The sequence below is a fragment of the Streptomyces sp. Y7 genome (assembly GCF_043195415.1).
Lineage (GTDB): Bacteria > Actinomycetota > Actinomycetes > Streptomycetales > Streptomycetaceae > Streptomyces.
In genome coordinates this window covers 169,278-192,133 of the sequence record NZ_JBIDDQ010000004.1, presented here as the reverse complement: position 1 = coordinate 192,133, position 22,856 = coordinate 169,278, and the positions used below count along the sequence as shown (strand labels likewise).

At 69.9% G+C, this 22,856-nt stretch carries 19 protein-coding genes and 1 riboswitch; of the genes, 6 read left to right on the top strand and 13 right to left on the bottom strand.

The window, feature by feature from the left end:
- Positions 1–5: 5 nt before the first annotated feature.
- On the top strand, positions 6–1,199 hold the full coding sequence (locus tag ACGFW6_RS14345; RefSeq protein WP_393508160.1) for a glycerate kinase: 1,194 nt from the start codon (positions 6–8) through the stop codon (positions 1,197–1,199).
- Here the strand turns inward: ACGFW6_RS14345 and ACGFW6_RS14340 are convergent.
- From ACGFW6_RS14340 to ACGFW6_RS14315, 6 genes are all read right to left on the bottom strand, one after another.
- Positions 1,154–2,536 carry an aminotransferase class V-fold PLP-dependent enzyme gene (locus tag ACGFW6_RS14340; RefSeq protein WP_393508157.1) on the bottom strand — a complete coding sequence of 461 codons (1,383 nt, stop codon included), beginning with the start codon at positions 2,534–2,536 and terminating at the stop codon, positions 1,154–1,156. The genes ACGFW6_RS14345 and ACGFW6_RS14340 overlap by 46 nt on opposite strands.
- A 145-nt stretch (positions 2,537–2,681) precedes the next feature.
- A riboswitch (SAM riboswitch) is annotated at positions 2,682–2,798 on the bottom strand.
- Positions 2,799–2,873: 75 nt separating this feature from the next.
- Positions 2,874–3,938, bottom strand: coding sequence for an anthranilate phosphoribosyltransferase (gene trpD, locus ACGFW6_RS14335; protein ID WP_393508154.1), 1,065 nt, complete (start codon positions 3,936–3,938; stop codon positions 2,874–2,876).
- Positions 3,939–4,079: 141 nt separating this feature from the next.
- Positions 4,080–5,717, bottom strand: coding sequence for a cytochrome bc complex cytochrome b subunit (locus ACGFW6_RS14330; RefSeq protein ID WP_393508150.1), 1,638 nt, complete (start codon positions 5,715–5,717; stop codon positions 4,080–4,082).
- Positions 5,714–6,763, bottom strand: a complete 1,050-nt coding sequence (locus ACGFW6_RS14325) for a Rieske 2Fe-2S domain-containing protein (RefSeq protein ID WP_393508147.1) — start codon at positions 6,761–6,763, stop codon at positions 5,714–5,716. Before ACGFW6_RS14325 ends, ACGFW6_RS14330 begins: the two co-directional genes overlap by 4 nt.
- Complete coding sequence (locus ACGFW6_RS14320; RefSeq protein ID WP_393508144.1) at positions 6,760–7,572, bottom strand: c-type cytochrome; 813 nt, start codon at positions 7,570–7,572, stop codon at positions 6,760–6,762. Before ACGFW6_RS14320 ends, ACGFW6_RS14325 begins: the two co-directional genes overlap by 4 nt.
- A gap of 79 nt (positions 7,573–7,651) precedes the next feature.
- Positions 7,652–8,272, bottom strand: coding sequence for a heme-copper oxidase subunit III (locus ACGFW6_RS14315; RefSeq protein WP_393508141.1), 621 nt, complete (start codon positions 8,270–8,272; stop codon positions 7,652–7,654).
- 145 nt (positions 8,273–8,417) lie between these two features.
- Here ACGFW6_RS14315 and ACGFW6_RS14310 point away from each other — a divergent pair, with 145 nt between their 5' ends.
- Positions 8,418–8,819: a hypothetical protein gene (locus tag ACGFW6_RS14310; RefSeq protein WP_393508138.1), complete on the top strand. Its 402-nt coding sequence runs from the start codon at positions 8,418–8,420 to the stop codon at positions 8,817–8,819.
- A gap of 114 nt (positions 8,820–8,933) precedes the next feature.
- On the opposite strand, the gene ACGFW6_RS14305 is transcribed toward ACGFW6_RS14310, so the two are convergent.
- From ACGFW6_RS14305 to coxB, 4 genes are all read right to left on the bottom strand, one after another.
- Positions 8,934–10,196: an Ig-like domain-containing protein gene (locus ACGFW6_RS14305; protein ID WP_393508135.1), complete on the bottom strand. Its 1,263-nt coding sequence runs from the start codon at positions 10,194–10,196 to the stop codon at positions 8,934–8,936.
- A 130-nt stretch (positions 10,197–10,326) separates the two neighbouring features.
- The gene (locus ACGFW6_RS14300; protein WP_393508132.1) at positions 10,327–10,725 is read right to left on the bottom strand and encodes a cytochrome c oxidase subunit 4; all 399 of its coding nucleotides are present in this window, start codon (positions 10,723–10,725) and stop codon (positions 10,327–10,329) included.
- A complete protein-coding gene (gene ctaD / locus ACGFW6_RS14295) occupies positions 10,722–12,458 on the bottom strand; it encodes a cytochrome c oxidase subunit I (protein ID WP_393508129.1) in 1,737 nt (578 codons plus the stop codon). Before ctaD ends, ACGFW6_RS14300 begins: the two co-directional genes overlap by 4 nt.
- Positions 12,455–13,420: a cytochrome c oxidase subunit II gene (gene coxB, locus ACGFW6_RS14290; RefSeq protein WP_393508126.1), complete on the bottom strand. Its 966-nt coding sequence runs from the start codon at positions 13,418–13,420 to the stop codon at positions 12,455–12,457. Before coxB ends, ctaD begins: the two co-directional genes overlap by 4 nt.
- A gap of 287 nt (positions 13,421–13,707) precedes the next feature.
- On the opposite strand from coxB, the gene ACGFW6_RS14285 reads away from it, so the two are divergent.
- Positions 13,708–15,084 carry a cysteine desulfurase/sulfurtransferase TusA family protein gene (locus ACGFW6_RS14285; RefSeq protein WP_393508123.1) on the top strand — a complete coding sequence of 459 codons (1,377 nt, stop codon included), beginning with the start codon at positions 13,708–13,710 and terminating at the stop codon, positions 15,082–15,084.
- Between the two features lie 80 nt (positions 15,085–15,164).
- On the opposite strand, the gene ACGFW6_RS14280 is transcribed toward ACGFW6_RS14285, so the two are convergent.
- Complete coding sequence (locus tag ACGFW6_RS14280; protein WP_393508120.1) at positions 15,165–16,139, bottom strand: carbohydrate kinase family protein; 975 nt, start codon at positions 16,137–16,139, stop codon at positions 15,165–15,167.
- A gap of 131 nt (positions 16,140–16,270) precedes the next feature.
- Between ACGFW6_RS14280 and ACGFW6_RS14275 the strand changes: the two genes are divergently transcribed.
- Complete coding sequence (locus ACGFW6_RS14275; RefSeq protein WP_393508117.1) at positions 16,271–16,480, top strand: hypothetical protein; 210 nt, start codon at positions 16,271–16,273, stop codon at positions 16,478–16,480.
- A gap of 178 nt (positions 16,481–16,658) precedes the next feature.
- Positions 16,659–18,605 carry a hypothetical protein gene (locus tag ACGFW6_RS14270; protein ID WP_393508114.1) on the top strand — a complete coding sequence of 649 codons (1,947 nt, stop codon included), beginning with the start codon at positions 16,659–16,661 and terminating at the stop codon, positions 18,603–18,605.
- Between the two features lie 94 nt (positions 18,606–18,699).
- Here the strand turns inward: ACGFW6_RS14270 and ACGFW6_RS14265 are convergent, their stop codons facing one another.
- The gene (locus ACGFW6_RS14265) at positions 18,700–19,056 is read right to left on the bottom strand and encodes an iron-sulfur cluster assembly accessory protein (RefSeq protein WP_030951236.1); all 357 of its coding nucleotides are present in this window, start codon (positions 19,054–19,056) and stop codon (positions 18,700–18,702) included.
- A gap of 329 nt (positions 19,057–19,385) precedes the next feature.
- Between ACGFW6_RS14265 and nadA the strand changes: the two genes are divergently transcribed.
- Positions 19,386–20,570 (top strand): quinolinate synthase NadA, encoded by a 1,185-nt coding sequence (nadA, locus tag ACGFW6_RS14260; RefSeq protein WP_393508111.1) that lies wholly within the window; start codon positions 19,386–19,388, stop codon positions 20,568–20,570.
- Positions 20,571–20,585: 15 nt separating this feature from the next.
- Here nadA and ACGFW6_RS14255 read toward each other — a convergent pair whose 3' ends face one another.
- Positions 20,586–22,826 carry a protein kinase gene (locus tag ACGFW6_RS14255; RefSeq protein ID WP_393508108.1) on the bottom strand — a complete coding sequence of 747 codons (2,241 nt, stop codon included), beginning with the start codon at positions 22,824–22,826 and terminating at the stop codon, positions 20,586–20,588.
- Between the last annotated feature and the right edge of the window lie 30 nt (positions 22,827–22,856).

Sequence of the window (22,856 nt, the reverse complement as noted above, 5' to 3'; positions counted from 1 at the left end):
CTCCGATGCTGACCCGAGTAGTCGTAGCCCCCAGTGGGTTCAAGGAGTCGTTGTCCGCGCAGGCCGCCGCCGATGCCATCGCGGGTGGGGTGCGGCGGGTGCTGCCGGAGGCCGTGCTCGATCTGATTCCGCTGGTGGACGGTGGTGAGGGGACCGCCACCGCCCTGGCCGCCGCGACCGGCGGGCGGCTCGTCGCCCTGCCCGCCACGGGGCCCGTGGGCGAACGCCTCGGCACTCACTTCGCGCTGCTCGGCTCCCGGGACACGGCGGTGGTGGAGATGGCCGCGGTGGCCGGGCTGTCCCTCGTCCCCCGGGCCCGGCGCGATCCGGGTGCCACGACGACGTACGGCGTCGGCGAGCTGATCCGTGCCGCGCTCGACACCGGCGTACGGCGGATCCTGGTCGGGTGCGGCGACTCCGGGACCTCCGACGGGGGCGCCGGCGCGCTCCAGGCCCTCGGCGCCCGGCTGCTGGACGCCGACGGCTTCGAACTGCCGTACGGAGGGCGGGAGTTGACGCGGCTCGCCCGGATCGACCCGTCCGGGCTGGATCCGCGGCTGCGGGGCGTGGAGCTGGTCGTCGCCTGCAATCCGTACAACGTGCTGTGCGGCGAGCGCGGTGTGGCCCGTGTCTTCGGACCGCAGAAAGGCGCGACGCCCGCGCAGGTGGAGGACCTGTCGGCGGGGCTGGAGAACTGGGCGCGCGTCCTCACCCGTGATCTGGGGGTGGTGGGGACGGACCTGTACGGCGGTCCCGGCACCGGGGCATCCGGCGGTCTGGGCGCCGGCCTCGCCGCGCTGGGCGCCCGCCTGCTCCCCCGCTTCGACGTGCTCCTCGACCACCTCGATCTGGACGCCCGCCTGGCCCGCGCCGACCTGGTCGTCACCGCCGAGGGCGCCCTGGACCGCCAGACGCCCCACGGCAAGGTCCCGGCCGAGGTGGCCCGCCGGGCCAAGCTGTACGGCCGCCCGGTGCTCGCGCTGGCGGGCACGCTGGGCGAGGGCGCCCACGACGTGCCCGGCGTCGACGCGTTCAGCGGCATCCTGCCCGCGCCGATGGCCCTGGCGGAGGCCCTGGTGCGGGCCTCCGAACTCCTCACGGACGCCACCGAACGCGCCCTGCGGATGATCCTGCTGGGCGCCCGGCTACCGGCTCACGCGGAGGTGTCCGGCACGCAACGACCGTCCTCGGTGCGGTAGTTCCACTTCGCACCGTCCGTCACGAGCTCCTTGACGGCGTTCACGAACCGCTCGACGTGCTCGTCCGGCGTCCCGGCACCGAAGCTGACGCGGATGGCGTTGAGGGACTTCTCGCCGGGAGCCGCCTCGGGGGCACCGCACTCGCCCTGGGACTGCGGGTCGCTGCCGAGCAGGGTGCGGACCAGCGGGTGGGCGCAGAACAGGCCGTCCCGTACCCCGATGCCGTACTCGGCGGAGAGGGCGGCGGCGAAGTGGGAGCTGTTCCAGCCCGCGACGACGAAGGAGATCACACCGACGCGCGGGGCGTCGTCGCCGAAGAGGGAGAGGATCCGGACCTCGGGCACCTCGGCGAGGCCGGTCCGCACCTTCTCGATCAGGTACCGCTCACGGGCGACCAGGTCGTCGAAACCGGCGTCGGTGAGGGCCTTGCAGGCGGAGGCGATGGAGTAGGCGCCGATGACGTTCGGGGAGCCCGCCTCGTGCCGGGCGGCGCTGTCGTGCCACTCGACGTCGACGCCGCCGTCGGCACGCCGGGACACCTTGCGGCTGGCGCCGCCGCCCGCGAGGTACGGCTCCGCCGCGCGCAGCCAGTCGGCACGGCCGGCGAGCACACCGGAGCCGAACGGGGCGTACAGCTTGTGGCCGGAGAAGGCGACCCAGTCGACGTCCAGGTCACGGACGCTGACCGCGTGGTGCGGGGCCAGCTGGGCGGCGTCCAGGACGATCCGGGCGCCGTGCGCGTGCGCGGCCGCGGCCAGCTCCCGCACCGGCCACAGCTCGCCGGTGACGTTCGAGGCGCCGGTGACGCAGACCAGGGCCGGGCCGTGGCCCCCTTCAACCGACACAGTGCGGTCGGCGAGGGCACGCTCCAGGGTCTCGACGGCCTCGCGGTGGGTGCGCGGGGCGTCGAGGCAGGTGACCCGGGCGTCACGCCAGGGCAGCAGGGAGGCGTGGTGCTCGGTCTCGAAGACGAAGACCTGGCAGTCGGCCGGGAGGGCGGCGGCGAGGAGGTTCAGCGAGTCGGTGGTGGACCGGGTGAAGACGACCTGGTCGCCGTCCCGGCAGTCGAGGAACTCGGCGACCGTCCGGCGGGCGTTCTCGAACAGGTCGGTGGAGAGCTGGGAGAGGTAGCCGGCACCGCGGTGGACGCTGCCGTAGTACGGCGCGTAGGCGGCCACGTCGTCCCACACGCGCTGGAGGGCGGGGGCGCTGGCGGCGTAGTCGAGCGCGGCGTAGGTGACCTCGCCGCCGGTCACCAGCGGGACGGTGACATCACGGCCCAGAACGGGCAGGGGGGCACAAATGGTCTGGACGGAGGCAGCGGTGGAGACGGACATGGCGGAACTCCCGTGAGAGGCATACCGGTCGGGGCATGCGGAGAAAGAGAAAGAAGGTGCGCGGAGGCGGGGCTCGGCGGCCCTATCGCATTCGCTTGCTCACGGAAGACTCCCTCGAACGACCAGGACCCCTGGTTTCGAGAGGGGCCCGCGCTTGCCGTAGACCTCGCTGCCTACGGCCTGGTCTTCACCCGGGGCACCCCGCCACGGACGGAGGGTTGCCGGACAGTCGGCCGGGGCCTCATGACTGTCACTCATGACCTGGTACAGGAACGTACGTGAAATGATCGTCGCCCCGCAACCCGTGTCCGGATCGCGGGACGACATCAGGTGCCCGCTAGGCGTTGCTCGCGGCGACCCACCGCTCCAGCGTCCGCTTCGCGGAGCCCGAGTCGATCGACTCCGCCGCCTTCGCCATGCCGGCCCGGATCTGCTCCGTCAGCGGCCCGTCGCCGGGCTCCAGCGCCACCAGCGCCGCCGCCGCGTTCAGCAGGACGGCGTCGCGCACGGGGCCCGTCTCGCCGTCCAGCAGGCGCCGGGCGACCTCGGCGTTGTAGGACGCGTCGGCGCCGCGCAGGGCCTCCACGGGCACCAGCTCGATGCCGACGTCGCGCGGGTCGAAGGCCTCCTCGGTCACCTTGCCGTCGCGCACGACCCACACCCGCGAGGTGGCGGTGGTCGTCAGCTCGTCGAGCCCGTCGTCGCCGCGGAACACCAGGGAGGAGTTGCCGCGCTCGGCGAAGACGCCCGCGACGATCGGCGCCATGCGCGGGTCGGCGACGCCGACCGCCTGGGCCCGCACCTTGGCCGGGTTGGTCAGCGGACCGAGCACGTTGAAGGTCGTCCGGATGCCCAACTGCCCGCGTGCCGCGGCCACGTGGCGCAGCGACGGGTGGAACTTCACCGCGAAGCAGAAGGTGATCCCGGCCTGCTCGGCGACCTGTGCCACCCGGTTCACGGGCAGCTCCAGATTGACGCCGAGCTTCTCCAGCACGTCCGAGGCGCCGGACGCCGACGACGCCGCCCGGTTGCCGTGCTTGACGACCTTCGCGCCGGTGCCGGCGATGACGATCGCCGACATCGTGGAGATGTTGACGGTCTTCGCGCCGTCGCCGCCCGTGCCGACGATGTCGACGGTCGGCCCCGGCACCTCGATCACGTTCGCGTGCTCGTACATCGTGCGGACGAGGCCGGTGATCTCCTGCACCGTCTCGCCCTTGGCCCGCAGCGCCACCACGAAACCGGCGATCTGCGCGTCCGTCGCCTCGCCGCGCATGATCAGGTCCATCGCCCACGCGGTGTCGTCGGCGGAGAGGTTGCGGCCGTCCAGCAGGCCGTTCAGCAGCAGGGGCCAGGAGCGGCCCGCCGCGGTGTCGCCTCCAGCGGGGGTCACAGCGCTCATAAGCCGCTCCAGGATCAGGTGTCCCGCACTACGGGACGTCAGTCTCAACGAGGTCCACCCTATCCAGCCCCGGGACACGGAGAAGGGCCCCGTCCGAAGACCGGACGGGGCCCTTCTGCCGTGGCGTGGCGTGCGCAGCGATCAGTGGTGGCCGTGGCCGCTCGTGATCTCCTTGTACTCCTCGACCGTCGGCTTGGGGATCTGGCCGTCCTCGCCGTAGTAGGAGCGGCTGAGCTTGGCGCGGAGCTTCTTGGAGCCCTTCACCTTGCGCTCGACGCCGTTCTCGTCGACGGTCGGGCCGATCTCGGCCGGCTTGTACTGCTCGTGCGCGGTGAGCGTGTACAGCGCGTCCTGGCTGAGCGGCTCGTGGACCTCGATGAACTCACCGTGCGGCAGGCGCTTGATGATGCCCGACTCCCGGCCGTGCAGCACCTTGTCCTTGTCCCGGCGCTGGAGGCCGAGGCAGATGCGCTTGGTGACGATGAACGCGAGGACCGGTCCGGCGAAGAAGCTGATCCGGACGAACCAGGTGACCGCGTTGATCGACAGGTGGAAGTGGGTGGCCCACAGGTCGTTGCCACCGCCGACCAGGCCGATCATGTACACCGTGACCCAGGCGACGCCGAACGCGGTACGCGTCGGGGCGTTGCGCGGGCGGTCCAGGATGTGGTGCTCGCGCTTGTCGCCGGTCACCCAGGACTCGATGAACGGGTACAGCGCGATCGCCGCCAGGACCAGACCGAAGAGCACCAGCGGGATGAACACGCCGAGGACCAGCGTGTGACCCCAGAAGTTGACCTCCCAGCCCGGCATGTACCGGACCAGACCCTCGGCGAAGCCCATGTACCAGTCGGGCTGGGCGCCCGTGGAGACCATGTCCGGCCGGTAGGGGCCGATGGCCCAGACCGGGTTGATCTGCGCGATCGCCGCGATCACCGCGATGACACCGAAGACCAGGAAGAAGAAGCCTCCGGCCTTGGCCATGTAGACCGGCAGCAGCGGCATGCCGACGACGTTCTTGTTGGTCTTTCCGGGGCCCGCGAACTGCGTGTGCTTGTGGTAGAAGACCAGGATCAGGTGGCCGACCACCAGACCGAGCATGATGCCCGGCAGCAGCAGGATGTGGATCGAGTAGAAGCGGGCGACGAAGTCGACGCCCGGGAACTCTCCGCCGAAGAGGAAGAACGAGATGTACGTGCCGACGATCGGCATGGACAGGATCGCGCCCTCGGTGAAGCGGACACCGGTGCCGGAGAGCAGGTCGTCCGGGAGCGAGTAGCCGGTGAAACCGGTGAACATGCCCAGGACGAACAGCAGGAAACCGAACAGCCAGTTGATCTCACGCGGCTTGCGGAACGCGCCCGTGAAGAACACGCGCATCATGTGCACGAACATGCCGGCGAGGAAGATCAGCGCGGCCCAGTGGTGGATCTGCCGGATGAGCAGACCACCGCGCACGTCGAAGGAGATGTGCAGCGTGGAGCTGAACGCCTCCGACATGAGCTGTCCCTGCAGCGGGACGTACGAGCCGTGGTACTCCACCTCGTTCATCGACGGGTGGAAGAACAGCGTCAGGTACACACCCGTGAGGATGATGATGATGAAGCTGTAGAGGCAGACCTCACCCAACATGAACGACCAGTGGTCGGGGAAGATCTTGCGCATGTTGGCCTTGGCCAGGGAGTAGATCCCCAGGCGGCCGTCGGCCCAGTCGGCGACGCGCTCGCCGGCCGGTGCCTTCCCGCGAGAGCGGGACTCGGTGGTCTCTGTAGTGCTCATCCGCGCTCCCAGAATGCAGGACCGACGGGCTCCGTGAAGTCGCCGAGCGCCTCGAGGTAGCCCTCGTCGTTCACACCGATGCGCAGCTGCGGCAGGGGGTGACCGGCCGGGCCGAAGATGACCTTGGCGCCGTCGGAGAGGTCGAAGGTGGACTGGTGGCAGGGGCAGAGCGCGTGGTGCGTCTGCTGCTCGTACAGGGAGATCGGGCAGCCCACGTGGGTGCAGATCTTCGAGTACGCGACGATGCCCTGGTACGACCAGTCGAGTTCCTGCTTGTCCTTGATGTCGTCCGGCTGGAGCCGGATGATCATCAGGGCCGCCTTGGCGATCTCGTTCTGGAAGTCGTGGTCGTGCTCCTCGAGGCCCTCCGGCTTGGCGAAGGTGAGGGAGCCGACCGCGACGTCCGCGGGACGCAGCGGCTCGTTGGTGTTCATGTTGACGAGCAGCTTGCCCTTGGACCACAGGGTGTGGCGCAGCTTGGTCCCGGGCAGCGGGCCGAGGTCACGCAGCAGGACGACACCGGAGAGCGGGAACAGGGCCAGCGCACCGAACATCGTGTTGCGGATCAGCTTGCGCCGACCGAGCGCCGACTCCTTGGCGCCCTGCTTGAAGTCGGCCATGACCTTGGCCTTGACCTCGGGCTCCGCGGCGATCGGGTGCCGCTCGTCCGCGACCTCCTCGTCCGACATCAGGGTGCGGGCCCAGTGGACCGCGCCCGCGCCGATGCAGAACAGCGCCGCACCGAGGGTCAGACCCAGCGCGAAGTTCAGCGCGTTGAGGTGACCGATCGGGAAGACGAAGATCGACTTGTCGTGCGGGATCGCCACGTACGAGGCGATGAAGCCCACGGTGGCGAGCATCGACACCGTGAACAGCAGGGCGACCGTGCGCTCGGACCGCTTGGCGGCCCGCTCGTCGATGTCCTGGATCCGGTGCTCGTGGGGCGGCAGTCCGGGGTCCGCGAAGGGATCCTTCTCGTCCGCTACCGCGACGGTGGCGTCCTGCTCAGCGGGCAGGTTCTCTTCTGGAATGTCTTGGCTACTCATGACTTCTTGGCCTTTGCGGTCCGAGCGGCGACCCAGATGGCGACCGCGATCAGGGCGCCGAGACCGAAGATCCAGGAGAAGAGGCCCTCACTGACCGGCCCGAGGCCGCCCAGCTCCAGACCACCCGGGTTGACCGTCTCGTCGCTGTTGACCGCGTGCAGGTACGCGATGATGTCCTTCTTGTTCTGCTCCGACAGCGTGGTGTCGGGGAAGGACGGCATGTTCTGCGGGCCGGTCTGCATGGCCTCGTAGATGTGCTTGGGGTCCACACCCTCGAGGCTCGGGGCGTACTTGCCCTTCGTCAGCGCGCCGCCCTTGCCGGTGAAGTTGTGGCACTGGGCGCAGTTGTTCCGGAAGAGCTCACCGCCCTTGGCGATGTCCGCTCCCTCCGGGCCGTACTGCTCCTCGGTGGGGACGGTCGGACCCGCGCCCAGGGAGGCGATGTACGCGGCGAGCTGGTCGATCTCGGCCTGCGAGTAGATGTTCTTCTTCGCCGGGACCTGGGCGCCCTGGGAGGTGGCGGCCGGCATACGGCCCGTCGACACCTGGAAGTCGACGGCGGCAGCGCCGACGCCCACCAGGCTCGGACCGTCGGAGGTGCCCTCACCGTTGGTTCCGTGGCAGCTGGCGCAGCCGACGGTGTAGAGCTTCTTGCCCTCCTCGATGGTGAGGGACTGGGCGGTTTCCTCGGCCTGCGCCTTGTCCGCGGGAGCGAACACGGCGTACAGCCCCCCCGTGCACGCCAGCGCGAGGAGTAGGACGACGACCGCCGCCAGCGGATGGCGTCGTCGTGCGGAGAGCTTTTTCACGGATTACCCCGGTGTCAGGATCTTCTGCGTCGATGCTTGCGTTAGGTGCGTTGTGGAACGCGCGCGGGATCGGGCCCGGCTACTTGATCATGTAGATCGTGGCGAAGAGGCCGATCCAGACGACATCGACGAAGTGCCAGTAGTAGGACACCACGATCGCGGCGGTCGCCTGCTCGTGCGTGAACCTCCGGGCCGCATAGGTACGGCCGAGGACCAGCAGGAAGGCGATGAGACCGCCCGTCACATGCAGTCCGTGGAAGCCGGTGGTCAGGTAGAAGACCGAACCGTACGGGCCGGACGAGAGCGAGATGCCCTCGTGCCGGACCAGCTCGGTGTACTCGTACACCTGACCGCCGATGAAGATCGCACCCATGATGAAGGTGACGATGAACCAGCCCCGGAGCTTCTTCACGTCACCGCGCTCGGCGGCGAAGACGCCGAGCTGGCAGGTGAGGGAGGAGAGCACCAGGATCGTGGTGTTCGTCGCCGAGAACGGGAAGTTCAAGGCCTCGGCCTGTGACTCCCAGTACTCGGGCCCCGTCACCGATCGCAGGGTGAAGTACATCGCGAAGAGGGCCGCGAAGAACATCAGCTCGGAACTCAGCCAGATGATGGTTCCGACGCTGGTGAGGTTCGGCCGGTTGACCGACGGGTGCGCGTGCCCGGTTTCTACTGTCGTTGCTGTCGCCACGACCGACATTATGTCGGTCGCTTATCCCGCCCTCACTCCGGGGGGTGCCGTTCGGAGTGTCTTGGCCGTTCGAACCGGTGTTGACGTGGTGTTCAAGGGAGTAGCATCCGCCGCATCGGGTCTTTCCGTACGACACTGACGTCTCGGAGGAAGCATGCAGCCGACCGCCACGGTGCTGGTCTACAGCGACGACTCCAACACCCGCGAGCAGGTGCGGCTGGCGACCGGGCGACGGCCCGCTCCCGACGTCCCCGTGGTGGAGTTCGTGGAGTGCGCGACCCCCGCAGCAGTCGTCAAGGAGCTGGACCGGGGCGGGATCGACGTCTGCGTCCTGGACGGCGAGGCCGTGCCGATGGGCGGCATGGGGGTCTGCCGGCAGATCAAGGACGAGGTGTTCAACTGCCCGCCCGTGCTGCTGCTCATCGGGCGGCCGCAGGACGCGTGGCTGGCCACGTGGAGCCGGGCCGAGGCGGCTGTGACGCTGCCTGTGGAGCCGGTGGAGTTCGCGGAGGCGTTGGCGGCCCTGCTGCGCACGAAGAGGCTGCAGAGCGCCTAGGGGACTGCCGGGCGCCTGAGAGTTCGGGGGCGCGGCTCCGTGGGTGGCTGCGGGTCCGGTGTGGCCGGTCGCGCAGTTCCCCGCGCCCCTGAGGTTGGTCGCCGTGCCCTCGGTCTAGACGCTCTGCGGCCTCAGCCGTGCGCGTTCCGCGGGGCTCGGGCCGTCGGGGGTGCCGGCCACCAGGGCGCTGCCGTTGCGCCATTTCTTCCAGTCCAGGTTCCAGTCACCGAAGCCGTTGCCGAACGGTTCCATCGTGTTGCCGTACGAGTTGACGACCTTGACGATGTCGCCCTCGCGGACGTTGTCGAAGAACCACTCGGCGTTGGCGGTGCTCATGCCGGTGCAGCCGTGGCTGACGTTGGCGTAGCCCTGGGAGCCGACCGACCAGGGGGCGGCGTGGACGTATTCGCCGCTCCAGGTCACCCGGGTGGCGTAGTAGACGGGTAGGTCGTACGACTCCGAGGAACCCTCGGCTATGCCGATGCTGGTGCCGCGCATCCGTACGAAGTACTCCTTGCCCAGGATCACCTTGACGCCGTTGCGGGTCTCGAAGCCGGGCTTGCCCGTCGTGACGGGTATGGACCGCACCTCCTCGCCGTTGCGGTAGAGCGTCAACTGGTGCGTGGAGGCGTCCGTGACGGCTATGACCTGGTCGCCGATGGTGACCTTCAGGGGCTTGACCTTGCCGCCCCAGAGGCGGTCGCTGATCCTGACGCCCTCCAGGTCGCTGCGGGCCTGGACGGTGGCGCCGGCGGGCCAGTACTCCTTGGGCCGGTAGTGGAGCTTCTTGTCGTCCACCCAGTGCCAGTTGCCGTCCACCGCGGGGACGGAGTCGACCCGCAGGGCCCGCTCGACCGTCGCGCGCTGGTTCTTGTCCTTGACGGGCCGGCTCAGTTCGGCCGTGATGGGCTGGCCGACGCCGTACTTGCCCGCCTTGGGCCCGAACGTCACCGTCAGGTGCTTCTTGCTGGTCGGCTTGCTGGTGTCGAAGGTGAGGACCTTGCGGCCGGGGGCGCCGTCCTCGTCCTCGGTGCTCACGCGGACCGTGTAGCGGGCGTTGGCGGCCAGCGGGGAGGTGCTGTGCCACCGGGTGCCGTCGGCGGAGAGTTCGCCCGTCACGTAGCGCCCTGCGGCGTCCTTGGCCGTGACGTCGGTGATCCGGCCGTCGGAGTCCTCCGCGGTGATCTCCAGGGGCTTGTCGGGGTCGGCCTTCTCGCCGTCGCCCGAGGGGCCGTTGAAGGCGATCTGGTCGGCCGCGTCGTACGGCTCCGCGGACAGCGGATTGCCGTCGCTGCTGCACGCGGCGGCGCTCGCGCCGAGCGCTATCAGCAGGAGCGCGCAGCCTATGACGGTGCTCTTGCTCGGTGTTTTACTCATGGCCTCACGCTAGGAAGCAGCGTCAATGGCGGCGCGCCGGGCGACTCGTTCGGGTGACGTGGATTGCGGCAAAAGAAGGAGCCCGGACCCTCCTGGCGGAGTGTCCGGGCTCCTTGGAGCTCAGCTCGTGTTACTGGGTGCGGTTCTCACCGCGGTAGTACTCGAAGACCCAGCCCCAGATGCCGACCAGGATCAGCGGCGCCGAGAAGTACAGCAGCCACCAGCCGACCGCGATCGCGAGGAAGGCGAGCGCGCCGCCGATCCCGAGGGAGAGCGGCTGCCAGCTGTGCGGGCTGAAGAACCCGACCTCGCCGGCGTCGTCCGCGACATCCGCTTCCTTGTTGTCCTGCGCACCCGCGTCGACCCGCCGGGCGGTGAAGCCCAGGTAGAAGCCGATCATGATGCACAGCCCGAAGGCCAGGAAGAGGGCCGTGGTACCGGCCGGCTCCTTCGACCAGACGCCATAGACAACCGCCATGGCGAGGACGAAGACGCTCAGCCACATGAACATCCTGCCCTGGATCTTCACTTGCCGGCCTCCTTGCCACCAGCCAGAGCCTTGTCACCGTGAGGCGCGTTCTCGAGCTCGTCGAGGGCCGCGATCTCAGGGTGATGCAGGTCGAACGCCGGGGATTCGGAACGGATCCGCGGCAGGGTGAGGAAGTTGTGCCGCGGCGGCGGGCAGGACGTCGCCCACTCCAGCGAGCGGCCGTAGCCCCACGGGTCGTCCACTTCGACCTTCTTGCCGTACTTGGCGGTCTTCCACACGTTGTAGAAGAACGGCAGCAGGGACGCGCCGAGCACGAACGAGCTGATCGTCGAGATCGTGTTGAGGGCGGTGAAGCCGTCGGCCGCCAGGTAGTCGGCGTAACGACGCGGCATGCCCTCGGCGCCCAGCCAGTGCTGGACCAGGAAGGTGCCGTGGAAGCCGACGAACAGCGTCCAGAAGGTCATCTTGCCCAGGCGCTCGTCGAGCATCTTGCCGGTGAACTTGGGCCACCAGAAGTGGAAGCCGGAGAACATCGCGAACACGACGGTGCCGAAGACGACGTAGTGGAAGTGCGCCACCACGAAGTACGAGTCGGACACGTGGAAGTCCATCGGCGGCGAGGCCAGGATGACACCCGTCAGACCACCGAAGGTGAAGGTGATGAGGAAGCCGACCGCCCAGAGCATCGGTGTCTCGAAGGACAACGAGCCCTTCCACATCGTTCCGATCCAGTTGAAGAACTTCACGCCTGTGGGGACGGCGATGAGGAACGTCATGAAGGAGAAGAACGGCAGGAGTACACCGCCGGTGACGTACATGTGGTGGGCCCACACCGTCACGGACAGGCCCGCGATGGCGATGGTCGCCGCGATCAGACCCATGTAGCCGAACATCGGCTTGCGGGAGAAGACCGGGATGACCTCACTGATGATGCCGAAGAACGGCAACGCGATGATGTACACCTCTGGATGGCCGAAGAACCAGAAGAGGTGTTGCCATAGCAACGCTCCTCCGTTCGCGGCATCGAAGACGTGGGCGCCGAACTTGCGGTCCGCCTCCAGCGCGAAGAGCGCCGCCGCGAGGACGGGGAAGGCGAGCAGGACCAGCACCGCGGTCAGCAGCACGTTCCACACGAAGATCGGCATGCGGAACATCGTCATGCCGGGCGCGCGCATGCAGATGATCGTGGTGATGAAGTTGACCGAGCCGAGGATGGTGCCGAAGCCGGAGAAGGCCAGGCCCATGATCCACAGGTCGGCGCCGACACCCGGGCTGCGGACCGCGTCGGAGAGCGGGCTGTAGGCGAACCAGCCGAAGTCGGCCGCGCCCTGCGGGGTGAGGAAGCCACCGACCGCGATGAGCGAGCCGAACAGGTACAGCCAGTAGGCGAACATGTTCAGCCGGGGGAAGGCCACGTCCGGCGCGCCGATCTGCAGCGGCATGATCCAGTTCGTGAAGCCGGCGAACAGCGGCGTCGCGAACATCAGCAGCATGATCGTGCCGTGCATCGTGAACGCCTGGTTGAACTGCTCGTTCGACATGATCTGCAGCCCGGGCCGGGCGAGTTCGGCGCGCATGAACAGCGCCATCACGCCACCGATCACGAAGAACGCGAACGACGTGACGAGGTACAGCGTTCCGATCGTCTTGTGGTCGGTGGTGGTGAGCCACTTGACCACGACGTTGCCGGGTTGCCTGCGCCGGACCGGCAGCTCGTTCTCGTACGAGTCCTCAGCTGCCGCGGCACCCTGGGGTTCGTTGAGGATGCTCACAGGTTGTTCGTCTCCCGGTTCTTCTCGTGGCTCGTCTGCGCGATGCCGGCGGGAACGTAACCGGTCTGCCCCTTCTTGGCGAGGTCCTTGAGGTGCTGCTCGTAGCGCTCGGGGGAGACGACCTTCACGTTGAACAGCATCCGGGAGTGGTCGACGCCGCACAGCTCGGCGCACTTGCCCAGGAAGGTGCCCTCCTTGTTGGGGGTCACCTCGAAGGCGTTGGTGTGGCCCGGGATGACGTCCTGCTTCATGAGGAACGGCACCACCCAGAAGGAGTGGATGACGTCACGCGAGGTGAGGACGAAGCGGACCGTCTTGCCCTCGGGCAGCCACAGAGTGGGGCCCGGGTTGCCCGTCTGCGGGTTCCGCGTGCCGGGCGTGCCGCAGTCGTACACACCGCCGGCGTTCGCCGGGAAGTCCTCCTTGAACCGGTCCGGGATGGCGGACAGTTCCTTGGAGGTCTTGGCGTCGCCGGTGGAGCCCTCCACGTCGGCGATCATGTTGAAGCACCAGCTCCACTGGAAGCCGACGACGTTGACGGTGACGTCGGGCTTGTCCTTGAGGCTGAGGAGCTTCGTCTCGTCGCGGGCCGTGAAGTAGAACAGGACCGAGACGATGATGAGCGGGACCACCGTGTACAGCGCCTCGATGGGCATGTTGTACCGGGTCTGCGGAGGTACCTCGACCTTGGTGCGGCTGCGCCTGTGGAACATGGCGCTCCACAGGATCAGACCCCACACCAGCACGCCGACGGCGAGCGCAGCCGCCCAGGAACCCTGCCACAGGGAGAGGATCCGCGGAGCCTCTTCCGTGGTCGGGGTGGGCATACCAAGGCGGGGGAAGTCTTCCCAGTTGTACGAGCAACCGGTGGCTGTCGCCAGGACCAGGCCCGCGGTCATGCCTTGCAGCAGCTTCCGCCGCATCGGGCGCCGCGGCGAGCGGTCGGAGCCGTTGGGACTCACGTAGCGCCTTCCCGAGAGTCTCGCCCGCGCGGATCGGCTGCGGCCTGGCCTTCTCGCTGGTCGGTCGCCGCCCTGCGTCGGGCAGGGGTTTGGATGTTTATGCGGACCAAACCCTAGCCGACGCGTTCCGGGGGTTCGCGGGGAGGGGGGCCTACTGGAGTGGGGGGTTCGCTTGATTGGCGGCTGAAGGCCCGTCGTGGCTTGTCGCGCCCCGCGGCGGAGCCGTAAATGTCACCGCCCCGCGCCCCTTTTGGGTGCGCGGGCGACCGGGCGTCTAGCGTTGCTGTGTGGCCTACTTCGACGCTGCTTCCAGTGCTCCTCTTCATCCCGTTGCCCGGCAGGCGCTTCTGGCCTCCCTCGATGAGGGGTGGGCCGATCCGGCCCGTCTCTACAGGGAGGGGCGACGGGCGCGCATGCTCCTGGACGCCGCTCGGGAGACGGCAGCGGAGGCTGTGGGGTGCCGGGCCGACGAGTTGGTGTTCACCTCGTCGGGGACCCGGGCCGTGCATTCGGGCATCGCGGGCGTGTTGGCGGGCCGTCGCCGGATCGGAAGCCACCTGATCGTGTCCGCCGTCGAACACTCCTCTGTGCTCCATGCGGCTGACGCGCACGAGGCCGGCGGGGGTTCGGTCACTCAGGTGGCGGTGGACCGGGGCGGGGCGGTGGCCGTGGGGGCGTACCGCGAGGCCCTGCGTGCGGACACCGCGCTGGCGTGTCTTCAGTCGGCCAACCACGAGGTGGGCACCGAGCAGCCGGTGGCCGAGGTGGCGGCCGTGTGCCGGGAGGCCGGGGTGCCGTTGCTGGTGGACGCGGCCCAGTCACTCGGGTGGGGGCGCGTCGAAGGTGACTGGTCAGTGCTGACCGGGAGCGCCCACAAGTGGGGTGGGCCGTCGGGTGTCGGGCTGCTCGTCGTGCGCAAGGGGGTGCGGTTCGCCGCGCAAGGGCCCGCGGACGAGCGGGAGTCGGGGCGGGCGGCCGGGTTCGAGAACATTCCGGCGATCGTCGCCGCGGCGGCCTCGCTGCGGGCCGTGCGGGCGGAGGCGGCCCAAGAGGCGGTACGGCTGCGGGAGCTGACGGAGCGGATCCGGGCCCGGGTGCCACGGCTGGTGCCGGACGTGGAGGTGGTCGGCGATCCGGCGCGGCGGCTGCCCGGGATCGTCACCTTCTCCTGTCTCTATGTCGACGGGGAGACCTTGCTGCACGAGCTGGACCGGGCCGGGTTCTCGGTCTCGTCGGGCTCGTCCTGCACCAGCAGCACGCTGACGCCCAGCCATGTGCTGAGGGCGATGGGGGTGCTGAGCGAGGGGAACGTGCGCGTGTCGCTGCCGTTCGGGGCGCCGGAGGAGGACGTCGAGCGGTTCCTCCAGGTGCTGCCGGCGGCGGTCGCCGGGGTGCGGGAGAAGCTGGGGGCCCCGGCCACCGAGACGGTCGTACGGGACGACGTCCTGGTCGTCGACTCCCTCGGCAAGCTGTGCCCGCTGCCCGTCATCGAGCTCGCCAAGGTCATCGGCGACGTCCCGGTCGGCGGCCTGGTCCGCGTCCTCGCCGACGACGAGGCGGCCCGCCTGGACATTCCGGCGTGGTGCGCGATGCGCGGACAGGAGTACGTGGGCGAGGAGCCGGCCGAGCGGGGGACCGCGTACATCGTGCGCCGGGTGAGCTGAACGCCCCGTCAGGGGCGCGGGGAACTGCGCGAGCAGCCCCCACGCGCCCGGAGCCGACGACGAACCCGGCGCGGCGGATTTCAGCTCAGGTGAGCCCGGACCTCTTCCCCGGCGTCGTGCCCGTACGCCTTGGTGAACCGGTCCATGAAGTGCGCCCGGCGCAGCTGGTACTCCTGCGTGCCCACCGTCTCGATGACGAGCGTGGCGAGCATGCAGCCGACCTGCGCGGCGCGCTCCAGGGAGACGCCCCACGCCAGTCCGGACAGGAATCCGGCGCGGAAGGCGTCGCCGACGCCCGTGGGGTCGGCCTTGCGCTCCTCCTCGGGGCAGCCGACCTCGATCGGGTCCTCGCCCTTGCGCTCGATGCGGACGCCCCGCGAGCCGAGGGTGGTGACCCGGTGGCCGACCCTGGCCAGGATCTCCTCGTCCGACCAGCCGGTCTTGGACTCGATGAGCCCCTTCTCGTACTCGTTGGAGAAGAGGTAGGTCGCCCCGTCCAGCAGTATCCGGATCTCGTCGCCGTTCATCCGGGCGATCTGCTGGGAGAAGTCGGCGGCGAAGGGGATCGAGCGGGAGCGGCACTCCTCGGTGTGGCGGAGCATGCCCTCGGGGTCGTCGGCGCCGATGAGGACCAGGTCGAGGCCGCCGACGCGGTCCGCGACGGTCTTCAGCTCGATCAGCCGGGCCTCGCTCATCGCGCCCGTGTAGAAGGAGCCGATCTGGTTGTGGTCCGCGTCGGTGGTGCAGACGAAGCGGGCGGTGTGCAGGGTCTCGGAGATACGGACCGAACCGGTGTCGACTCCGTGCCGGTCCAGCCAGGCCCGGTACTCGTCGAAGTCGGAGCCCGCGGCGCCGACGAGGATCGGCTGCGTGCCCAGCTGACCCATGCCGAAGGCGATGTTCGCGCCTACGCCGCCCCGGCGTACGTCCAGGTTGTCGACCAGGAAGGACAGCGAGACCGTGTGCAGCTGGTCCGCGACGAACTGGTCGGCGAACCGGCCGGGGAAGGTCATGAGGTGGTCGGTGGCGATGGAGCCGGTGACTGCGATGCGCACGGCGTGGAGTCTCCTGCGGGGAGGTTGGGTTGACATTCCACGCTACCGTTCGTGACCGGTTCACAGAAGCAGCCAAAACTACCCGATAGTAGATCTTTCTTCGCGGGCTCGAGCACGCATACGGTGCGGCTATGACGAAATTCGAGGTCCGCGCCCCCGCCCCGGCCGACCTGGAGGTCGGCCTGGCGTCACTGCTGGGTGACTGCGCGCGGATGGTTCCGCACTGGGCCGCTCCCGACCGTGCCCTTTCCCGTCCGGTCTCGCCCTCACGCATCCACGGCGTCACCGTGCCGTCGAAGTCGGCTCGCCTGCTGGACGCCATGTCCGACTACGGGGACTGACGGGGAGCCGTTCGAACTCCGGCGGCCCGATCGGCGCTTTTCAGGGAACCGTGCGCTCCCCCGCTGCGTCCCATCGGCGTCCCCCGTAAAGGGGATGCGGGATACGACCCGGCAGACCACCTTTTGACAGGGTCTGGTCAGGGTCATGGGACATGTGCGCAGCCGAAGGAGCGATGCGGTGAACACCGAGCGACCCGACAACGACGACGCGGGCGTCTCCGGTACGGACGCGGAGGAGGCACGGGCGGAGCGCACCGCTGCCGGTGCCGACGGGCTCGCCGCCGGGAGCGGGACGGCAGGCGGCGGAGCTGCTGACGACGGGGCCGACGGGACGGACGGGACCGAGCAGGCCGAGGCGACCGACCGGGCCGACGAGGCAGCCGCCAAGGACGAGGACGCGTCGCGCGACACGGGCGCCTCCGCTGAGGAGCCAGAGCCCGCCGCCGACGAGGAGAGCGCCTCGCAGGCCGCCGGGAGTGCCTCCGCGGATGCCGCCCGGAGCCGGCCGGAGGCTGACACGGACTCCGTCTCTGTCGCTTCGGACGGTCCCGCCGGACCCGGTACGCCCGGCACGCCCGCCGCCGAGGCCCACGACGCCACCCCCGCACATGACCCGGACGACGTGCACGGCGGTGCCCGGCGCCGGTCCCCCGCGATCATCGCCTCCGTCGCCGCGGCGGTACTGCTCGTCGGGGGCGGCGGGGCCTGGCTCGCCGCGAACACCTCCGGCGGGTCGGACGGCGGTACGGCCTCCGGCGCGTCCGGCGATGACACTCCCCCGCCGCTGCACCTCGACGGCTACACCGAGGGCGGCAGGAACGGCACCGGCGGCATCGCGCCCGGTGAGCCCGACCCGTACGGCGCCACCTACAAGGCCGGCGGCGAGTTGCCGGACGGCCCCGGGTCGGCGGCGGTGTACCGGGCCGGGGGCGAGGTCGGCGCGGGCGAGGTCGCCCGGCTGGCCGAGGCTCTCGGGGTGGCCGGGACGCCCGTGGCGCAGGGCCAGACCTGGAGGGTCGGCGCGTCGGACGGGGCGGGGCCCAGCCTGCAGGTGAACAAGCAGGCGCCGGGGACCTGGACCTTCTACCGGTACGCGCCCGGCACCGACAACTGCCGGAGCACCACCGTCTGCGCGAAGACCCCCGGTGCAGGGACCGGCGATCCGGTGAGCGAGGACGCCGCGAAGAAGGCCGCCGCGCCGGTTCTCAAGGCGGTCGGTCAGGATGACGCGAAGCTCGACGCGGGCCAGGTCATGGGCGACCAGCGGGTGGTGAACGCCGATCCGGTGGTCGGCGGGCTGCCCACGTACGGCTGGACGACCGGGGTGACCGTGAACGCCCAGGGCGAAGTGGTCGGCGGCAGCGGCCAGCTGAAGGCGCCGGTGAAGGGGGACACGTACCCCGTGCTGAGCGCCGAGAGGACGCTCGGGCTGATGAACGCGGCGCCGAAGGCCGATCACCGCATGGGCATCGGGGGCTGCGCCAGCCCCGTACCGCTGAAGGACCGCATGGAGGCGCCCTGCGGTGCGGAGGCGTCGATGTCGGCGTCCGGTGCGACCGGGGCGCCCCCGGAGCAGAACACCATCACGGTGGAGAAGGCCGTGTTCGGGCTGGCCTCGCACTACGTGAACGCCCGGCAGGCACTGGTGCCGTCGTGGCTGTTCGAGGTGCGGGCGCAGGGCGCGCAGGACAGCTTCACGGTGACCTACCCGGCGATCGACCCGGAGTACCTGGCCTCGTCCACGCCCTCGCAGGAGCCGTCCGGGCAGCCGAGCCCGCGGCCGACCGGGCCGAAGGACGACTCGACGGCGTCGCCGGTCACCCGGAACGTCGGCGCGGACGCCTACACGGCGGACGACTCGAAGCTGACCGTCGCCTTCACCGGCGGCGTGTGCGCCGACTACAAGGTGACGGCGAGCGAGAACGGCGACGAGGTGACCGTCCGGGTGACGGAGACCTCGCAGCCGGACGAGGTCTGCATCCTGATCGCCAAGGTGTTCCACGAGACCGTGCAGCTGGACAAGCCGCTCGGGGACCGGAAGGTCGTGGGCACGGACGGCCAGGCGGTCCCGCTGGAGAAGCCCGGGGCGCTGCCGGAGGCACCCGAGACGTCCGGGGCCCGGTAAGGGTCCTCGGACAGGGAAAGGCGGCGGCCCCGTCGGAGGGGGTCGCCGCCTTTCCGTGTCGTCCGGCCGGAATCAGCCGGACCTTCGGCTGGGATCAGCTGAAGGAGTCGCCGCAGGCGCAGGAGCCCGTCGCGTTCGGGTTGTCGATCGTGAAGCCCTGCTTCTCGATGGTGTCGACGAAGTCGATGGACGCGCCGCCCAGGTACGGGGCGCTCATGCGGTCGGTGACGACCTTGACGCCGCCGAAGTCCTTGACGACGTCGCCGTCGAGCGAGCGCTCGTCGAAGAAGAGCTGGTAGCGCAGACCCGAGCAGCCACCGGGCTGGACGGCCACACGCAGGGCGAGGTCGTCACGGCCTTCCTGGTCGAGCAGGGCCTTCACCTTGGCCGCGGCGGCGTCGCTCAGAATGATGCCGTCGGTGGCGGTGCTGGTCTCGTCCGATACGGACATCTACATCTCTCCCGGGTTGTACGGAGACTGCTTGCCGACCATTGCAACCGGCGGGTCGGCGGATTCATTCCGGGGCCGGATGCCTGTTCTTCCGGTCCTTCTTCATGCTCGCACACGGCGCCCGGAGCGGAAAACGCCTCAATGGGGAATATGCGGGTCGCCCACCGGGATTCACGTCACATCGACACGATGGCCATCGTCAAACTGACGTGAACCGGTTATGATAGATAGCGTCAATTCGACGAGAAGTCGATGAAGGTGTCCCGCTTGACCCGCCGGGCCCGGATCCTCCGGTCCCGGCGAGCCGCAGAACAGAAAGGGTGCGTGTCGTGACCACCGCCCAGACCCAGGAGCTCGACGTACAGCCGACGCCCCTCGCCCTGCTGTTGCTCGGCCGTGAGGCCGACCCGAGGAGCGAGCGCGGCGTCGAGTGCCCCGGCGACCTGCCCTCCCCGTCCGACCCGGACCTGGTCGAGCGCGCCCGTGCCGCCAAGGAGAAGCTCGGCAGCAAGGTCTTCGTGCTCGGCCACCACTACCAGCGCGACGAGGTCATCCAGTTCGCGGACGTGACCGGTGACTCGTTCAAGCTGGCCCGGGACGCGGCCGCGCGGCCGGAGGCCGAGTACATCGTGTTCTGCGGCGTGCACTTCATGGCGGAGTCCGCCGACATCCTGACCTCCGACGACCAGAAGGTCGTCCTGCCCGACCTCGCGGCCGGCTGCTCGATGGCCGACATGGCCACGGCCGAGCAGGTCGCCGAGTGCTGGGACGTGCTGACCGAGGCCGGGATAGCCGAGCAGGTCGTGCCGGTGTCGTACATGAACTCGTCCGCCGACATCAAGGCGTTCACGGGCAAGCACGGCGGCACCATCTGCACCTCCTCCAACGCCGAACGGGCGCTGAACTGGGCCTTCGAGCAGGGCGAGAAGGTGCTCTTCCTGCCGGACCAGCACCTCGGGCGCAACACCGCGGTCCGGGACATGGGGATGTCCCTGGAGGACTGCGTCGTCTACAACCCGCACAAGCCGAACGGCGGCCTGACGGCCGACGAGCTGCGCGCGGCGAAGATGATCCTGTGGCGCGGCCACTGCTCGGTGCACGGCCGCTTCAGCCTGGACTCGGTGAACGACGTGCGCGAGCGCATCCCGGGCGTGAACGTCCTGGTCCACCCCGAGTGCCGGCACGAGGTCGTGGCCGCGGCGGACTACGTCGGTTCGACCGAGTACATCATCAAGGCGCTGGAGGCCGCCCCGGCCGGCTCCAAGTGGGCCATCGGCACGGAGCTGAACCTGGTCCGCCGGCTGGCGAACCGTTTCGCGCCCGAGGGCAAGGAGATCGTCTTCCTCGACAAGACGGTCTGCTTCTGCTCGACCATGAACCGCATCGACCTGCCGCACCTGGTCTGGGCGCTGGAGTCGCTGGCCGAGGGCAACCTGGTCAACCGGATCGAGGTCGACAAGGAGACCGAGGCGTTCGCGAAGCTGGCGCTGGAGCGGATGCTGGCGCTGCCGTAGCCGTGGGACCGCTGCTCACCCCGACACGGGTTTCCGGTCGGGGTGGGCGGGGTCGAGGGTGAAGATGTCGCCGTCCTCGGTGGCGACGATCACAGCGCCTTTGTGCAGCAGTACGTCGGACAGCGACCAGCCCTGGTTCGTCACCCGCCGGGAACGCGGCAGGGTCTCCCACAGCGGCGTGCCCTTGCGGGCGTCCAGGGCGACGACCCGGCCGCTGGCGCTGGACAGGTAGAGGGCACGGCCGCGCGGGTCGTAGGCGATGTCGCTCGGCTTCTCCAGGCTCGTGCTGGTGCGCCACCGCAGCTCGCCCGTCCGGACCGACACGGCGGTCACCTGGCCGGAGGACGCCGCGAACCACAGGGTGCCGTCCGCCGTTGTCGGCGCGCCCTCGAACTCCTCCGCCAATTTCGTGGAGGTGGCCTGCCCGGTGCCCGGATCCACCAGCCGGATCGTCGAGAACGGCCCCTCGCCGCCGTCGGACAGGTTGCCCTCCTCGTCCTCGGCCGGGTCGAGGAAGAGCAGCCGTCCGTCGTACGTCCCGGCGAACGTTCCGCGGTTGGGGAGCGTCAGGCGGCGCACCGAGCCGTCGGCCCGGTCCAGCACCAGGAGGTCCATGTCCTTCGAGGGCGCCATGCCCGGCACGCACGAGATGTGGAGACCTTCATCCGTGTCCATCGTCCGGCAGTACTTCTCCGCGGGCACCGACGCGGTCCAGCGCTCGGCGCCGGTGCGCACGGAACGGGCGCTCACCGTCCCGGCCTCGGCGCCCGGGACGATCACGAGGTCGCCGGAGACGTGCGGGCGGATGTCGCCGCTCAGCGTGCGCTGCCAGAGCCGCTTCCCGGTGCCCGAGTCGAAGGCGGCGACCGAGTACGCGACGTCGTCGCCGGTCCTGGCGCGGTCCTGGTGCTCGACCAGCATCGTGCCGTCCACGACACCGAGGACGGAGAAGAGGTGCGACCCGACGCCCACGGCGGACGGCGAGGTGTCGGCGCGCCAGTCGATCCGTCCGGTGACCGCGTCGACGCGCATGGGCAGGATCCCGTTGCCCGCGCAGTGCAGGGCGCCGTCGTACACCACGCACTCCGGCGTGCTCTCCGGGCCGTACCCGGCGACACCGGTCCCCTTCTTCACACCCTGTGCGGCGGTGGCCTCCACCGTCGTCTGCCAGGGCTTCCAGCCGGACGGCAGCGCCGCCCAACGGGAGGGCGCGGTGGTGCCGGCTCCCGCCCGGGCGTCGTCGTCCCCGAACCCGGGCCCGAGCAGCAGGTATCCGGTGAGACCGAGTGCGAGGGCGCCGACCGTGCCGGCCGTGGCCCACAGCGGGCGGCTACGGATCCGACGCCGCTCGGGCGCCTGTGCGCCGGGGTCGGCGGCGGGCCGGGTGCGGACCATGGCCACCTCGTCCGTGCGCAGCGTCACGGTGGGCCGGTCGTCCGCGCCCTCCTCCGGCAGCGCCGCCACGAACTCCCCTGCGAGTGCGGACAGTTCGGGCCGGTCGGCCGGATCCTTGGCGAGGCAGCGCTCCAGGATCGCGTGCAGGGGCCGCGGCACACCGTCCAGGACGGGGGCGTCGTGGACCACCCGGTAGGCGGTGAGGTAAGGGCTGTCGGCGTCGAAGGGGCCCCGGCCCGTGATCGTGAAGACGAGCAGGGCGCCCACGGAGAAGACGTCGGAGGCGGGGCCCACCGAGCGGGCGTCGGTGAGCTGCTCCGGGGACATGAACGGCGGGGTGCCGATCATCTGGCCGGTCTCGGTCAGGGTGTGGTGGTTCTCGGCCGCCCGGGAGATGCCGAAGTCGATGACACGGGGGCCGTCCTCGGCCATCAGGACGTTGGCGGGCTTGAGGTCGCGGTGCACGACCCCCGCGCGGTGGATGTCCCGCAGCGCCTCCACCAACCCCAGGGTGAGGCGGCGCAGTTCGGTGCCCTTGAGCGGGCCCCCGTCGCGGATCCGGGCGGCGAGGGAGGGCCCGGGCACGTACTGGGTCGCCATCCAGGGCCGTACCGCGTCCGCGTCGGCGTCCAGCACCGGGGCGGTGAAGGCGCCGCTGACCTTGCGGACGGCCTCGATCTCCTGCCGGAAACGGGCGCGGAAGACGGCGTCCTCGGCGTACTGCGCGTGCACCACCTTGACGGCGACCTCGCGCCCCGAGCGGGCCCGGCCCCGGTAGACGACGCCCATGCCCCCGGACCCGAGCCGGCCGACGAGCTTGTACCCCCCGAGCGACTTCGGATCGTCCTTGTGCAGCGGCACGCCCGGTACCCCTCCCCCGTGATGCAGTCC